The 13,657-nt window shown below is 65.9% G+C and carries 11 protein-coding genes and 1 pseudogene; 9 read left to right on the top strand and 3 right to left on the bottom strand.

The annotated features are described in order from the left end of the window. From ACOJTD_RS00260 to surE, 4 genes are all read left to right on the top strand, one after another. On the top strand, positions 1-259 hold a 259-nt coding region (locus ACOJTD_RS00260), incomplete at its 5' end, for an aminoacyl--tRNA ligase-related protein (RefSeq protein WP_420130947.1). Between the two features lie 5 nt (positions 260-264). Further along, complete coding sequence (locus tag ACOJTD_RS00265; protein ID WP_420130948.1) at positions 265-927, top strand: CAP domain-containing protein; 663 nt, start codon at positions 265-267, stop codon at positions 925-927. 516 nt (positions 928-1,443) lie between these two features. Next, positions 1,444-3,639, top strand: a complete 2,196-nt coding sequence (locus tag ACOJTD_RS00270; protein WP_420130949.1) for a TonB-dependent siderophore receptor — start codon at positions 1,444-1,446, stop codon at positions 3,637-3,639. 340 nt (positions 3,640-3,979) lie between these two features. Next, positions 3,980-4,747, top strand: coding sequence for a 5'/3'-nucleotidase SurE (gene surE, locus ACOJTD_RS00275; protein ID WP_420130950.1), 768 nt, complete (start codon positions 3,980-3,982; stop codon positions 4,745-4,747). Between the two features lie 71 nt (positions 4,748-4,818). Here surE and ACOJTD_RS00280 read toward each other — a convergent pair whose 3' ends face one another. Beyond that, positions 4,819-5,190 carry a response regulator gene (locus ACOJTD_RS00280; RefSeq protein ID WP_420130951.1) on the bottom strand — a complete coding sequence of 124 codons (372 nt, stop codon included), beginning with the start codon at positions 5,188-5,190 and terminating at the stop codon, positions 4,819-4,821. A gap of 209 nt (positions 5,191-5,399) precedes the next feature. On the opposite strand from ACOJTD_RS00280, the gene ACOJTD_RS00285 reads away from it, so the two are divergent. Together ACOJTD_RS00285 and ACOJTD_RS00290 are read left to right on the top strand one after the other, a co-directional pair. After that, positions 5,400-6,053, top strand: a complete 654-nt coding sequence (locus ACOJTD_RS00285) for a protein-L-isoaspartate(D-aspartate) O-methyltransferase (RefSeq protein ID WP_420130952.1) — start codon at positions 5,400-5,402, stop codon at positions 6,051-6,053. A 112-nt stretch (positions 6,054-6,165) separates the two neighbouring features. Continuing rightward, positions 6,166-7,590: a peptidoglycan DD-metalloendopeptidase family protein gene (locus tag ACOJTD_RS00290; RefSeq protein ID WP_420130953.1), complete on the top strand. Its 1,425-nt coding sequence runs from the start codon at positions 6,166-6,168 to the stop codon at positions 7,588-7,590. A 420-nt stretch (positions 7,591-8,010) separates the two neighbouring features. On the opposite strand, the gene ACOJTD_RS00295 is transcribed toward ACOJTD_RS00290, so the two are convergent. Both ACOJTD_RS00295 and ACOJTD_RS00300 read right to left on the bottom strand, forming a co-directional pair. Next, positions 8,011-9,726 carry an outer membrane beta-barrel protein gene (locus ACOJTD_RS00295; RefSeq protein WP_420130954.1) on the bottom strand — a complete coding sequence of 572 codons (1,716 nt, stop codon included), beginning with the start codon at positions 9,724-9,726 and terminating at the stop codon, positions 8,011-8,013. A gap of 136 nt (positions 9,727-9,862) precedes the next feature. Next, entirely contained in the window at positions 9,863-10,855 is a 993-nt protein-coding gene (locus tag ACOJTD_RS00300; protein WP_420130957.1) for an ATP-binding protein, read from the bottom strand. A gap of 189 nt (positions 10,856-11,044) precedes the next feature. Between ACOJTD_RS00300 and yajC the strand changes: the two genes are divergently transcribed. The 3 genes and pseudogenes from yajC to ACOJTD_RS00315 all read left to right on the top strand — a co-directional run. Then, positions 11,045-11,476 carry a preprotein translocase subunit YajC gene (yajC, locus tag ACOJTD_RS00305; RefSeq protein ID WP_420130955.1) on the top strand — a complete coding sequence of 144 codons (432 nt, stop codon included), beginning with the start codon at positions 11,045-11,047 and terminating at the stop codon, positions 11,474-11,476. A gap of 41 nt (positions 11,477-11,517) precedes the next feature. Further along, entirely contained in the window at positions 11,518-13,119 is a 1,602-nt protein-coding gene (secD, locus tag ACOJTD_RS00310) for a protein translocase subunit SecD (protein ID WP_420130956.1), read from the top strand. 25 nt (positions 13,120-13,144) lie between these two features. Then, a pseudogene (locus ACOJTD_RS00315) lies at positions 13,145-13,657 on the top strand (protein translocase subunit SecF); the annotation flags it as partial.

Here is a 13,657-nt window from a genome sequence, read left to right on the forward strand (position 1 = left end):
GCAGGGCGAGGGCGGGGCTTACCGCGAAATCTCCTCGTGCTCGGTGTGCGGCGACTTCCAAGCCCGCCGCATGGACGCGCGCTCGCGCGGCCCGGACGGCAAGCCGCGCTTCGTCCACACGCTGAACGGCTCCGGCACCGCCGTCGGCCGCGCGCTGATCGCAGTGATCGAGAACTATCAGCAGGAGGATGGCTCGATCGCCGTGCCCGAGGTACTGCTGCCGTATATGGGCGGCCTGAAGGTGATCGCGAAGGCATAACGCTGATGACCATCCCCGTCATTGCGAGCCGAAGGCGAAGCAATCCAGGAGCGCCGCGCTCGGCGCTGGATTTCTTCGCTGCGCTCGCAAATACGCTGATATTCGTGGTCGCGTTTTTCGCAACCAGCTTCTCGACGCCCGCCCACGCCGCCGGTCCTGCCGACCTGATCTCCGAGTTCCGCGCCAAGAACGGCGAGGGCAAGGTGGTGATGGATGCGACGCTGAATGCGATCGCGCAGCAGCAGGCCGCGGGGATGGCGGCGAAGGACGTGCTGGATCACGACGTGGTCGGCAACTTCAACAACCGCGTCGCGCCGTCGAAAGCTGCGAGCGCGGCGGAGAACATCGCCTACGGCTACGACAGCTTCCCGAAGACGCTCGGGCAGTGGATCAACTCGCCGGGACATCGACGCAACCTGCTGCTGAAGGGCGCCACCAAGGTCGGCGTCGCCAACGCCAAGAGCGCCAGCGGCCGGACCTATTGGGCGATGGTGATCGCCGGCTACGACAAGCCGAAGCCCAAGCCGCCTGCCAAACCGGCAACCAAGCAGGTCGCCGCGAAGGGCACGGCCAAGCCGGCCAAGGACAAGCCTGCGACCTCCAGGCCCGCGACGCCGAAGCCGGCGCATCGCGACTGCACCATCAAGATGCTCGGGCTGTGCTTCTGAGCGGTTCTGCTTTTTATGAATCAGAGCGAGCGATCTGACGATCGCTACACGCACAACCTCATGGTGAGGAGGCGCGAAGCGCCGTCTCGAACCATGGGCCACGAGTCCTACGTTGCCCCATCCTTCGAGACGCCCGGCTTTGCCGGGCTCCTCAGGATGAGGACTCAGTTCAAGGTGGCCAGGGCGATCTTGCCTCAATGAAACGATGAAGCATTCTAGTCGCGTTGCGGATCCGGCCGCTTACTACTTGTTAGTGTCGGCGGGCCGTTGTTCGCACGACATCACCTGGAATCATTCCAGGCGTGTTTCGGCGCGAAGCCGGCGTAAGCCTGACGATCTCGATTTCGCGCAGGCTTTTTCACTGCAATGCGGGTGAATGTCGCAGCCCGTTTCTCGAACCATTCAAATTGTTCCACCGCCGCCGCCCACGCATACAGCCGCTCAGTAGTTGGGACTGGGGGACTGGGAATGCCGGGATGGAAAGTCTCGCGACGCGTCGCGCTCGCGAGTTGTAGTTTGTTGATCGTCGATGCCGGCTGGGACTCGGAGGGCCGTGCCCAGACAGCGCTGCCGTCGGTCACGGTCGATGCGCCGAAGCCGGCGCAGGTGCGGCCGGCGCGCGCCGATCGCCGTTCGACGTCGACACAACAGCGCCGAACCGCGCAGCGCGCCACGCCGGCTCCGCCTCCGGCTGCGATAAATCCGGCGTCCACCACCACGCTGTCGAGCGCGACCGGTCCGGTCAGCGGCTTCGTCGCGTCCGGCAGCGCCACCAGCACCAAGACCAACACGCCACTGATCGAAAGCTCACAGTCGGTCTCGGTCGTGACCCAGGACCAGATCCGCGACACCGGCGCCCGCACGGTCGGCGAGGCGCTGGCCTATACGGCGGGGGTTTATACCCAGCCGTACGGCTACGACGCCCGCTATGACCAGTTCTCGATCCGCGGCTTCTCGTCGACCCAGTTCGGCAATTATCGCGACGGCCTGCGCCAGGGCAACGGCCTCTACGTGTACTTCCGCAACGAGCCCTACGGCGCCGAACGCATCGAGGTGCTGCGCGGTCCGTCTTCTGTGCTGTACGGCGCCAACGACGCCGGCGGGCTGGTGAACTACGTCAGCAAGATGCCGCTGCCGTATCGCCTGAACGAAGCCGGCTTCGACGTCGGCAATTTCAACCGCTATCAGGGGCGGTTCGATTTCAGCGGGCCGGTGCCCGGCCATGAAGATCTCTTGTATCGCTTCACCGGCCTGGTGCGCGACAGCGGCACGCAAATTCCGAACACCTGGGACGACCGCGTCTACCTGGCGCCGAGCGTCACCGCGAAGCTGGGCGAGGATACGACCCTCACAATCCTGTCCGAGTACACGCGCAGCAAGGCCTCGATGTGGCCGTACTACATGCAGAACCCGATCACCGGGCTGGCCACCAATATCCGGCTCGGCGATCCCGCGTTCGACGTGCTGAAGATATCGCAGGCCTCGATCGGCTACCGGCTGGAGCATCGCTTCAACCCGGCGCTGACCTTCCGGCAGAACGTGCGCATCGGCCATGCGCGGCTCGACGGCGACATGATCGACGGGCTCGGCCTGTCGGCCGACGGACGCACGCTCGATCGCTATGCGTCCAACTTCAAGGAAACCTTGAAGACGTTCGCCATCGACAGCCAGATCGAAGCCAAGCTGGTGACGGGGCCGATCAAGCACACCGTGCTGGCGGGCATCGATTACTTCCGGCAGGCGACGAATTTCGGCTACTCGGTCGGGTCTGCGCCGTCGCTCGATCTGACCAATCCGGTGATCGGCGTCGCGTTTCCGACCTCCGAGCTGTCGCTGGTCGCTGCCAATCGGCAGACGCTCGGACAGCTCGGCCTCTATGTGCAGGATCAGCTCTCGCTCGGCGGCTGGCGGCTGACGGTCGGCGGGCGGCAGGATTTCTCGGAACTGTCGCAGTACAACGAACTGTCGGGCACGACCACCAACAGCACGCCGGATCGCTTCACCGGCCGCGCCGGGCTATTGTATCTATTCGACAGCGGCGTCGCGCCTTACGTCAACTACGCGACGTCGTTTCTGCCGCAGGCCGGCACCACGGCGCCGGGGCGGGGCTCGTCGCCGTTCGCGCCGACCACCGGCGAGTCGATCGAGGCCGGCATCAAGTATCAGCCGCGCGGCTGGAACAGCTACTTCACCGCGACCTGGTTCAACCTGACCAAGGACAACGTGCTGACGGTCGATCCGGTATTCGGTGCGATGTATTCGGTGCAGACCGGTCAGATCCGCACCCGCGGCGCCGAGCTGGAGGCCGTGCTGTCGCTGGCGGAAGGTCTCAAGGGCATCGCGTCCTACAGCACCACCAGCGCCGAGGTGACACGCAGCAACGACGGCGATCTCGGCAAGGTGCCGATCGGCGTGCCGAGCCAGCAGGCGGCGATCTTCATGGATTACACCTGGCAGACCGGCGCGCTGGCCGGCTTCGGTCTAGGCGCCGGCGTGCGCTGGATCGACCGGACCTGGGCAGATTCGCTCAATACCGTGCGCAATCCGGCGATCACCGCGTTCGACGCCGGCGTGCATTACGATTTCCGCGGCATGCGGCTGGCCGTCAATGCGCGCAACCTTGCCGATGAGCGGGTCGGCATTTGCAACGGCGGCAACTGCACCTTCACGCAAGGCCGCACCGTGCTCGGCAGCGTCACCGCGCGCTGGTGACTGCGCGTTACCCGGACGTAGAGCGCGCCCGAACGAGCAGTCGGCCTGGATTGTGTATCCAGCGTGAGCCTCATCGTTCCCCGGACGCGCTGCGGCACGCAGTGTCGCCGCGCAGATCCGGGGCCCCGGTTGGGCGCCTCCGAAGAGCGCTGATGCGTGATCCTGATTGAGCGGTTGGGAAGAAATCGGGGTCCCGGGTCTGCGGAGCAGCGCTTTGCGCTGCACCGCGCCCGGGACACGGGTTTGCTTTCATAGCGGCATCGCCGAATTTGCCTCTCTGGCCCGGGCCGGATATGACCACGGCCATCAACAACGACCTTCAGAGAGGCGCCCGAGCGACATGCGGATTCTGTGCACCAATGACGATGGCATCCATGCGCCCGGGCTCAAGGTGGTCGAGGAGATCGCGCGGGCGCTGTCCGACGACGTCTGGGTGGTGGCGCCGGAGCTCGACCAGTCGGGCGTGTCGCATTCGCTGTCGCTGAACGATCCGCTGCGGCTGCGCGAAGTCGGCCCGCGGCACTTCGCCGTTCGCGGCACGCCGACCGACTGCGTGATCATGGGCGCGCGGCACATCCTCGCCGACAAGGCGCCGGACCTAGTGCTGTCGGGCGTCAACCGCGGCCGCAACGTCGCCGAGGACGTGGTCTATTCCGGCACCATCGCCGGCGCGCTGGAGGGCACCATCCTCGGCTTCCCGTCGTTCGCGCTGTCGCAGGAGTTCTCGATCGAAACCCGCAATTCGCCGCTGTGGGACACCGCGAAGGCGCACGGTCCGGAGATCCTGCGCAAGGCGATCAAGGCGGGCGTGCCGAAGAACACGGTGATCAACATCAACTTCCCGGCCTGCCTCGCGGACGAGGTCAAGGGCGTCAAGGTCACCCGGCAGGGCAAGCGCAATCAGGGCTTCCTGAAGATCGACGAACGCCATGACGGTCGCGGCAATCCGTATTTCTGGATCGGCTTCGAGCGCATTCTGGTGGCCGACATGCCGGCAGAAGGCACCGATCTCGCCGCGCTGGCAGCACGCTACGTCTCGGTGACGCCCTTGCGGCTCGACCGAACCGACGAAGCGTTCTCGGCGACGCTGGCGAAGACGCTGGGGTAAGGCGGCAGGACGGTTTGAAGGCCGTGGAGGGTGGGCAAAGGCGCATAGCACCGGGCCCACCCTACAACTGGTTAGGCTGTGCCGCGCAGGGTGCTGTCGAGCGCTTTCTTCAGCGATTCGATCTGGAACGGCTTCTGCAGCGCCGGGCGGTCGCGGTAGTCCTCGGGAACGCCCTGGGTGCCGTAGCCGGTGGCGAAGATGAACGGGCGGTTGCGGGCCTTGAGCACGTCGGCGACCGGCGAAATCACCTTGCCGTTGACGTTGACGTCGAGAATCGCGACGTCGAAGTCGGTGGTGCCGGCGAGCTTGACGGCTTCATTGATCTCGCCGGTTTCGGCGGCGACGCTGAAGCCGAGCTCTTCCAGCATGTCGACGACCATCATCCTGATCATGGCCTCGTCTTCCACCAGGAAGACGGTGCCGGCCGGCTTGTCGATCGTCATCGGATCATTCCCTTGGAAGCCGCCCGCAATCTGGGTCGGCTGGTGGCGACAAACTCGCAAATATACCGGTAGGACGCAATCTCAACCTTCCGCCGCTCGCCCGGAGTGCAACACAGGCTTGCCAGAATTCCGGCAGCAATCCAACAATTTGATGGAATCGGGCAATCGCGGCGGAACGCCGCTGATTCGTGCCGGTCAGCGAGAGGGTGATGCACAGTTCCGTAGCGGCTCCGCCGGAAAAGATGATGTTCCAGCTGAGCCTGCGGCGGCGCGGGATCAGCGACCGCGGCGTGCTGCAGGCGATGGAGGCAGTGCCGCGCGATCGCTTCGTTGATCCGATCCATCGGCCCAACGCGTGGCGCGACACTGCGCTGCCGATTCCGTGCGGCCAGACGCTGAGCCAGCCGTTCGTCATCGCCTACATGACCGAGCAGCTCCGCATCGAGCCGGGCCACCGCGTGCTCGAGATCGGCACCGGCTCCGGCTATCACGCCGCGGTGCTGTCGCGGCTGGCGCAAAGCGTGGTCAGCGTCGAGCGGTTCAGGACGCTGGCGGACCGTGCGCGGACGCGGCTGCGCGAGCTGAACTACGGCAATGTCGAGGTGATTCTGGCAGACGGCTTCGCGCTGCCGGACGGGCAGGGCACGTTCGACCGAATCCTGGTCACCGTGGCGACGGCCGAACTGCCGCAGTCGCTGCTCGACCTGCTCGATCCGGACGGCGTGCTGATCGCCCCGGTCGGGCCGGCGAACGGTCGGCAAACGCTGGTGCGGGTGCAGCGCAAGGACGACGAGCTGATCCGCCGTCCGCTGGTCGACGTCCGCTTCGTCGCGGCGCTGCCGGGCATCGCGCGCGAGCTGTGATCGAGCCGCATCAAAACACCTCGTCAAGGCCCGTCTGGCCTCAGGCTTAAAGCGTTGTTTACTCCGTACGTGTTTACTCAATTTACCTTGAGTTGCGTATGAGTGAGTAACCATGTCCCGCGTAGTCGAGTTGCTTTGCTCGCGTCGGGCTCCGCAGATGGCGGTGCTGGCGTTTGTGTCGGTCGGATTCAGCGCCTGTAGCGCGGACATGCAGACCCGGTTTCAGCAGGCGCCGTTCGGGCCTGTCGAATCCACCGGCTCTGTACAGCAGCGCCCGCAGCCGCAGCGTTACGCGGAGCCGCGTGAACTGCCGCAGTATTCCCGGCCGCAGTATCAACCCGCTCAGCCGCAGTACCAGTCGCAGGCCTTGCCGCCGATCTCGGCACCCTCGTCCTATCAGGTCGCCAGTGGCGGCAATGGAATGTCGGGCGGTGGCCGCGGCGTCGCGTCCTACGAGCCGCCGCCGCGCTATGAAACTCCGGCGCGTCCTCCGGTGGAAGCGACCGGCACCGTTGCGCCGCGCTCCGTGGCTGCGGCACGCCCGGCGCCGGCTCCTGCTCCGGCAGCCGCCGCGGGCACCACGATCATCGTCGGCACCAGCGACACGCTGGAGGGCCTGTCGCGCCGCTACAATGTTTCGACCGCCGACATCCTGCACGCCAACGGCTACAAGGGCCCCCGCCGCCTGCAGCCCGGCCAATCGCTGGTGATCCCGCAGCGGACCGCCGCCCTGCAGGCGCCGGTCGCCGCACCGCCGGCGGCGCGTCCGGTCGCAGCCGCTCCGGCGATGGCGCCCGCGCGGGTGCACTATGTCAACAGCGGCGACACGCTGATGAGCCTGTCCCGCCGCAACAACGTCTCGCTGTCGGAACTGGCGCGCGCCAACAACCTGTCGACCACGGCGCATCTGAAGCCGGGCATGAAGATCAACATTCCGGGCGGGCAGGCGACCGCGATGGCCGCTCCGGTGGCTCCCGCGCCAGCTCCCGTCGCCCAAGCTCCGGCCCCGATCGCGGCTGCTCCGGTCCGCATGGCGACCGCCGCCCCGGCCGAGCCGGTGCAGAAGGCCCGTATGGTTGCGCCGACCGAAACGCCGGCCGCGGCCGCCGAGCCGGCCGAAGCTTCGCCCGTCAAGGCAGCCGAAGCGACCGGCGCGCTGCCGAGCTTCCGCTGGCCGGTGCGCGGCCGCGTCATCACCGCCTACGGCGCCAAGACCAACGGCAAGTCGAATGACGGCATCAACCTTGCGGTGCCCGAAGGCACGCCGATCAAGGCGGCTGAAGACGGCGTCGTGGCCTATTCGGGCAACGAGCTGAAGGGCTACGGCAACCTGGTGCTGGTGCGTCACTCCAACGGCTACGTCACCGCCTACGCCCACGCCAGCGAACTGATGGTCAAGCGCGGCGAGACCATCAAGCGCGGCCAGGTGATCGCGAAATCCGGACAGTCCGGCGAGGTGGGCTCACCGCAGCTCCACTTCGAAATCCGCAAGGGATCGTCCCCGGTCGATCCGCTCAAGTTCCTCAACGGCGCCTGAGCAACGCCGTCGAGAGAAACTGCCTGACAGACTGAATGCCCGGCGCCAATGCCGGGCATTTTTTATTTTGCGGCATTCTCCTCCGTGTCCCGGATAAGCGCAAAGCGCCGCCGATCCGGGACGCCGGCTACTACTTAAGCCCTGAACGATGCGCACGGCGAGGCCCGAAACCGGGCCCCCGGATCTGCGGCACATCCCGCCGCGAGGGGCGGGATGTGCCTTGTCCGGGGCACGGTGGGTGGGGTTGTGAATAACCGCCCGTCGCGGTGACGCCGAGGCCACCAGGCGGCTGCAGTCGCATCTGGAATTCGCCTTTCGGTGTCCCGGACAAGACGCGCAGCGTCGCAGATCCGGGCCCCCGGTTTACTAAGCGAGCAACGAAGCGCGCGCGGCGGCGCCCCGAATCGGGGGAGGGGGCGATTAGTTCACGTCGAACTTGTACGACGCCTGCAGGAAGCTGCCGTAGCGCTCGACGCGGATCGGCAGCAACTGCGTGGGCACCGGGCTGCCGAAGCCCGCGGTCTCGACGTCGGTCGCCCACATCGCCCAATAGCGGCCGCCGACACCGACGTTGAAATTGGGCGTCACGTCGTAGCTGAGGATCGCTTCCAGCTGCACGCCTTGTCCGACGCCCCAGGCCGGCGAATCCTTGACGCCGACGTCGGCCCTGTTGTGATGGATATCGAGCGCCGTGATATGCGTATAAGGAAGATAGGCGGCGTCGAGCGAAAGCTTCGCTCCGGGCGCGATGGTCAGGCTGCCGTTCGCGCCGATCCGCAGCGAGTGCCAGTCTTCGTTTTGGGTGATTGCGATCTGGTTCGGCGGAAACGCCACCGAACAGGGTGAGGGAAAGCCGATCAAAGCGATCTGCTCGCAGCCGAACGCATCCTTCCGGTCGCGGTAGAAGTTGTAGCCGGCGAATATGCCGAGCTTGCCGGACGCATCACTCACGAGGTCGATGCCCGCATCCAGCGTCGCGTAGGCGATCGTGCCGGTGACCTTGGCGTGCGAGGTGTTCGAATAGGCTACCGCATAGTCGGGGTTGGTCGGGAACCAGTCCTCGTCGTTCATCTTGCCGGCGACCAGACCGCCGCCGCCGGCGAAGCCTTTCACGAACAACTTACGCGGACTGTCGATCCGCCAGAACACCTCGCCCGAATGCCCCTCGCTCTCGTAAGTGAGACGGGAGACGAGATGGTTCTGCTGCGCCGTGATGGTGCTCATCGTCAGGTCGTTCTGATAGCGGCCGTGGCTGTACCAATAGCGCGCGCCGACGTCGATCTGCCACGCCGACCGCGGTGTCGCGGGCAGGCTCAAAGGAAGCAATGGGCCGGGTTCGGCGCCGCCGCCGTCGCGGCCGAAATAGTAGTTGAGGCCGAGCTTGACCAGATGCGCATCCTGCCGGGCGCTGGTCGGCGAGCCGAGCGTGTTCTGCAGGCTGCTGATGTCACCAGGAATCTGCAGAATTCCGCCGTTGGGACTATCGATCCCGCGCGTGCCGAAATTGGCGTAGTCGTATTCGGCGCGCACTGCCCAGCGCGACGATAGCGCGTGCTCGATACCCGCGCCGACAGTCCAGCCCCAGCGCGTCGCACCGAGCTCCGTGGCGGGTTGATCCAAGTAGTCGGACGCATTGGTGGTGATTGTCAGGTCGCCGACCAGAAACGCGGCGCCGCCTTTGACGTAAACCAGCGAACGTCCTTGCGGTCCGAACGCTTGGCCGAAGCGGCCCGTCAATGTGCCGATCGCGTGTTCGCGCACGCGGCAGTTCGCCGATACGAAATGCCCCGAATAGGCCAGGCAGGTGTCGGTGCCATCGGAATCGAGCGCCGATGCGTCGACCTCGACGCCAAGCACCCAGGGCGAGCCAGCGAGCTGCCAATTGTAGCCTGCCTGCAGCCCGCCGACTGCCTTCGGCACTCGCACGGTGTCGCCGTAAATCGAGGGGCCGTAGGGATTGTCGACCTTGGTGGTTCCAAATCCAGCGCCGAGATGGGCGCCCAGATAGAAGCCTGTCCAGTTCCACGCGGGACTCACCGACGCGGGCGACGGCCGCCCGATATCGGAGGCCCGGGCGTTGCCGCAGGTTGCAGCCAGCGCCGCCGAAAGACAGAGAATCGATTTGCGCACGCCCATTGCCCCTTGTTGCCCCGATCGTTCACCGCCCCCCGGGGCGACGGTGCAACGAATCATGTGTGCAGTTTGGGACGGTTGAGCTCGATTCCGAAGAGAAAGGTATTCGAGGAAGCCGCCTGATCGGCGGCGGTTCCGATTACTTGGTCTCCAGGCGCACCTTCAGACGACCTGCGAGGTCCTGCACGAACTGCCAGGCGACGCGACCGGAGCGCGAGCCTCGCGTTGTCGACCATTCGAGCGCTTCGCGCTCTAGCTGATCGTCGTCGATCACCACGCCGAAATGGGCGCAATAGCCGCGGACCATCGCCAGGAATTCATCCTGACTGCATTTATGGAAGCCGAGCCAGAGGCCGAAGCGATCGGACAGCGAAACTTTCTCCTCGACCGCCTCGCCGGGATTGATCGCCGTCGAGCGCTCGTTCTCCATCATGTCGCGCGGCAGCAGGTGCCGCCGGTTCGACGTGGCATAGAGAATCACGTTGTCGGGGCGGCCTTCGATGCCGCCTTCCAACACGGCCTTCAGCGACTTGTAGGACGCGTCGTTGCCGTCGAACGACAGGTCGTCGCAGAACACGATGAAGCGATACTCCGACGCACGCAGCAGCGTCATCAGCGCGGGGAGGCTCTCGATGTCCTCGCGATGGATTTCGATCAGCTTCAACTTGCCGGCGACATCCGGCCGCTTGTTGACATGCGCGTGAGCGGCTTTGACCAGCGACGATTTGCCCATGCCCCGCGCGCCCCAGAGCAGAGCGTTGTTTGCGGGCAGACCAGTCGCGAACCGCTCCGTATTTTCGATCAGGGTGTCGCGCATCCGGTCGACGCCCTGCAGCAGCGACAGGTCGACCCGGCTGACTTTGGGAACCGGCGCGAGCCGCCCCTCAGGATGCCAGATGAACGCCTCGGCGGAGGCCAGAGCGGCGTTGGCCGGAGGTGCGGAAGTGCCTGCCAGATGGGCTGAAATGCCCTCCAGAGCACGTGCGATCCGCTCCAAGGTGGCGGCGTCGAGCACGGCCGTGGGGGCGTTTGCGGGTGGGCCGCGGCGCTTGGCAGCGGCAGCCTTGGTGGGCTTCCGGGCGGCTGCCTTGGGGACGGCGCGGGCGGAGCGAGATTTTGTTGTTTTGGCCATTCTTGCACTTCCTGACCGGGCAGCCATATCGGGCCGTGGCACCCCCGGCAAGCCGCGGAAACGGGGGCGCACTGAGAGAGGTGGCAGCGTTGCAATTGGGACCGCGGCCGCTATAGTCCGCGCGAATTTGCGCCCCCCGGACGTCGCCCCTGCGCCGCGCCGGCTCGCTTGTTTTCACGGGGAATCCGGATGTTTGTTACTCCTGCGTTTGCTCAGGCCGCTGCCGCTGGCGGCGATGCCAACAGCATGCTGATGTCGCTGCTGCCGTTCGCGCTGATCTTCGTCATCATGTACTTTCTGATTCTGCGCCCGCAGCAGCGGAAGGTGAAGGAGCACGCCGAGCTGGTGAAGAACGTCCGCCGCGGTGACACCATCATCACGTCCGGCGGCCTGGTCGGCAAGGTTACCAAGGTGATCGACGACGACACCGTTGAGTTCGAACTTGCCGACGGCGTGCGCGCGCGTCAGATGCGTCAGATGATCACCGGCGTCCGCAGCAAGGGCGAGCCGGTCAAGGACGTGCCGGAAAAGGGCAAGGGCAAGAAGGACGCCGCCAAGGAGAGCGAAGCCAAGGCTGAGACCAAGGCCGAGCCCGCCAAGGACGACACCGCATCGACTTGATGCGGACGCTGCGCCTTCCAGGTTTCTGACGGGACAACTCGATGCTGTATTTTACACGGTGGAAGGCGCTGGCGGTCATTCTGACGGCGCTGGTGGTCTGCCTTTGCGCCGTTCCGAACTTCTTCCCCGAACACACCGTCAAGACCTGGCCGAAATGGGCGCAGCGCCATCTGGTGCTGGGCCTCGACCTGCAGGGTGGGTCGCACATCCTGCTCGAGGTCGATGCCAACTCGGTCAAGAAGGACAAGCTCGAGTCGGTGCGCGATGACGCGCGCCGCGTGCTGCGCGAAGCCCGCATCGCCTATACCGGCCTGGCGCAGAAGGGCGACGTCGTCGAGGTCAAGATCAGCAAGGACTCCGACGTCCCCACCGCACTCGCCAAATTGCGCGAGCTGTCGCAGCCGCTCGGCGGCCTGATGGGCTCCAACGGCCAGCGCAGCCTCGACGTCGCAGACGCCGGCGGCGGCGTCATTCGACTGACCGTGCCGCAGGCGGCGATCGCCGAGCGCGTGCGCCAGTCGGTCGACCAGTCAATCCAGATCGTCGAACGCCGCGTCAACGAACTCGGCACCGTCGAGCCGCTGATCCAGCGCCAAGGTTCCGACCGCATTCTGGTCCAGGTGCCGGGCCTGCAGGATCCGACCCGGCTGAAGGAGCTGCTCGGCAAGACCGCCAAGCTCGACTTCCGCATGGTCGATTCGTCGGTGTCGCCGGATCAGGCACTGGCCGGCCGTGCACCGTCGGACTCCGAAGTGCTGATGAGCGCGCAGGAGCCGAAGACGCCGTATGTGATCAAGAAGCAGGTGCTGGTGTCGGGCGCCGATCTGACCGACGCGCAGCCCGGCTTCGACCAGCGCACCAGCGAGCCGAGCGTCAGCGGCCGCTTCAACACCCCCGCCGCGCGCAAAGTGCCCCCCCCCACGACCGAGAATGTCGGCCAGCCGTTCGCCATCGTGCTCGACAACGAGGTGATTTCGGCCCCCGTCATTCGTGAGCCGATCACCGGCGGCTCGGGCCAGATCTCGGGCAACTTCACGGTACAGCAGGCCAACGACCTTGCCATCCTACTGCGTGCCGGTGCGCTGCCGGCGCCGTTGACGATCATCGAGGAGCGCACCGTCGGTCCCGGCCTCGGCGCGGATTCGATCGCTAAGGGTGAACTCGCCGCCTATGTCGGCTCCATCCTCGTCATCATCTTCATGCTGCTGACCTACCGGCTGTTCGGCGTGTTCGCCAACATCGCCGTGGCGGTCAACGTCGCCATGATCTTCGGCGTGCTGTCGCTGCTGAACGCGACGCTGACGCTGCCCGGCATCGCCGGCATCGTGCTCACCGTCGGTATCGCGGTCGACTCCAACGTGCTGATCTACGAGCGCATCCGCGAGGAATTGCGGGCGGGGCGCAACGCGATCTCGGCGATCGATGCCGGCTTCAAGCGCGCGCTGGCGACGATTCTCGACTCCAACATCACCACCTTCATCGCCGCCGCGGTGCTGTTCTACATCGGCACCGGCCCGGTGCGCGGCTTTGCCGTCACCTTCGGCATCGGCATCATCACCACCGTGTTCACCGCCTTCACCGTGACCCGGCTGATCGTCGCCGCCTGGGTCCGCTGGAAGCGGCCGCAGGTCGTGCCGATCTGACGACGCTAATCCGAGAGAGCTGCAAGTGACAACGACACAGTGGGTATTGATCGGACTGGGCGCGCTGGTGACGGTGCTGACGATCGTCAGCATCATGGGCTGGCTGCCGTCGCTGCGGATCGTCCCGGACAACACGCATTTCGACTTCACGCAATTCCGGCGGATCAGCTTCCCGATCTCGGCGTTGCTGTCGATCGCCGCGATCACGCTGTTCTTCACCCACGGGCTGAATTTCGGCATCGACTTCAAGGGCGGCACGTTGCTCGAGGTGAGGGCGCATTCCGGCGCGGCCGATATCGCGGGGATGCGGCAGACGCTCAGCAAGCTCGATCTCGGCGACGTCCAGCTGCAGCAATTCGGCGGCCCCGCCGAGGTGCTGATCCGCGTGGCGCAGCAGCCGGGCGGCGATCAGGCGCAGCAGGCCGCGGTGCAAAAGGTGCGCGCCGCGCTCGGCGACTCGGTGGATTATCGCCGCGTCGAGGTGGTCGGCCCGCGCGTCTCCAGCGAACTGCTGGCTTACGGCATGCTCGGCCTGATC

It is taken from the genome of Rhodopseudomonas sp., assembly GCF_048594845.1.
In the GTDB taxonomy this organism is placed as follows: Bacteria; Pseudomonadota; Alphaproteobacteria; order Rhizobiales; family Xanthobacteraceae; genus Rhodopseudomonas.

Excerpts from the sequence above, each read along its gene's own strand:
- ACOJTD_RS00265 (WP_420130948.1), top strand. The coding sequence starts at position 265 with ATGACCATCCCCGTCATTGCGAGCCGAAGGCGAAGCAATCCAGGAGCG.
- surE (WP_420130950.1), top strand. The coding sequence starts at position 3,980 with ATGCGGATTCTGTGCACCAATGACGATGGCATCCATGCGCCCGGGCTC.
- ACOJTD_RS00280 (WP_420130951.1), bottom strand. The coding sequence starts at position 5,190 with ATGACGATCGACAAGCCGGCCGGCACCGTCTTCCTGGTGGAAGACGAG.
- ACOJTD_RS00285 (WP_420130952.1), top strand. The coding sequence starts at position 5,400 with ATGCACAGTTCCGTAGCGGCTCCGCCGGAAAAGATGATGTTCCAGCTG.
- ACOJTD_RS00290 (WP_420130953.1), top strand. The coding sequence starts at position 6,166 with ATGTCCCGCGTAGTCGAGTTGCTTTGCTCGCGTCGGGCTCCGCAGATG.
- ACOJTD_RS00295 (WP_420130954.1), bottom strand. The coding sequence starts at position 9,726 with ATGGGCGTGCGCAAATCGATTCTCTGTCTTTCGGCGGCGCTGGCTGCA.
- ACOJTD_RS00300 (WP_420130957.1), bottom strand. The coding sequence starts at position 10,855 with ATGGCCAAAACAACAAAATCTCGCTCCGCCCGCGCCGTCCCCAAGGCA.
- yajC (WP_420130955.1), top strand. The coding sequence starts at position 11,045 with ATGTTTGTTACTCCTGCGTTTGCTCAGGCCGCTGCCGCTGGCGGCGAT.
- secD (WP_420130956.1), top strand. The coding sequence starts at position 11,518 with ATGCTGTATTTTACACGGTGGAAGGCGCTGGCGGTCATTCTGACGGCG.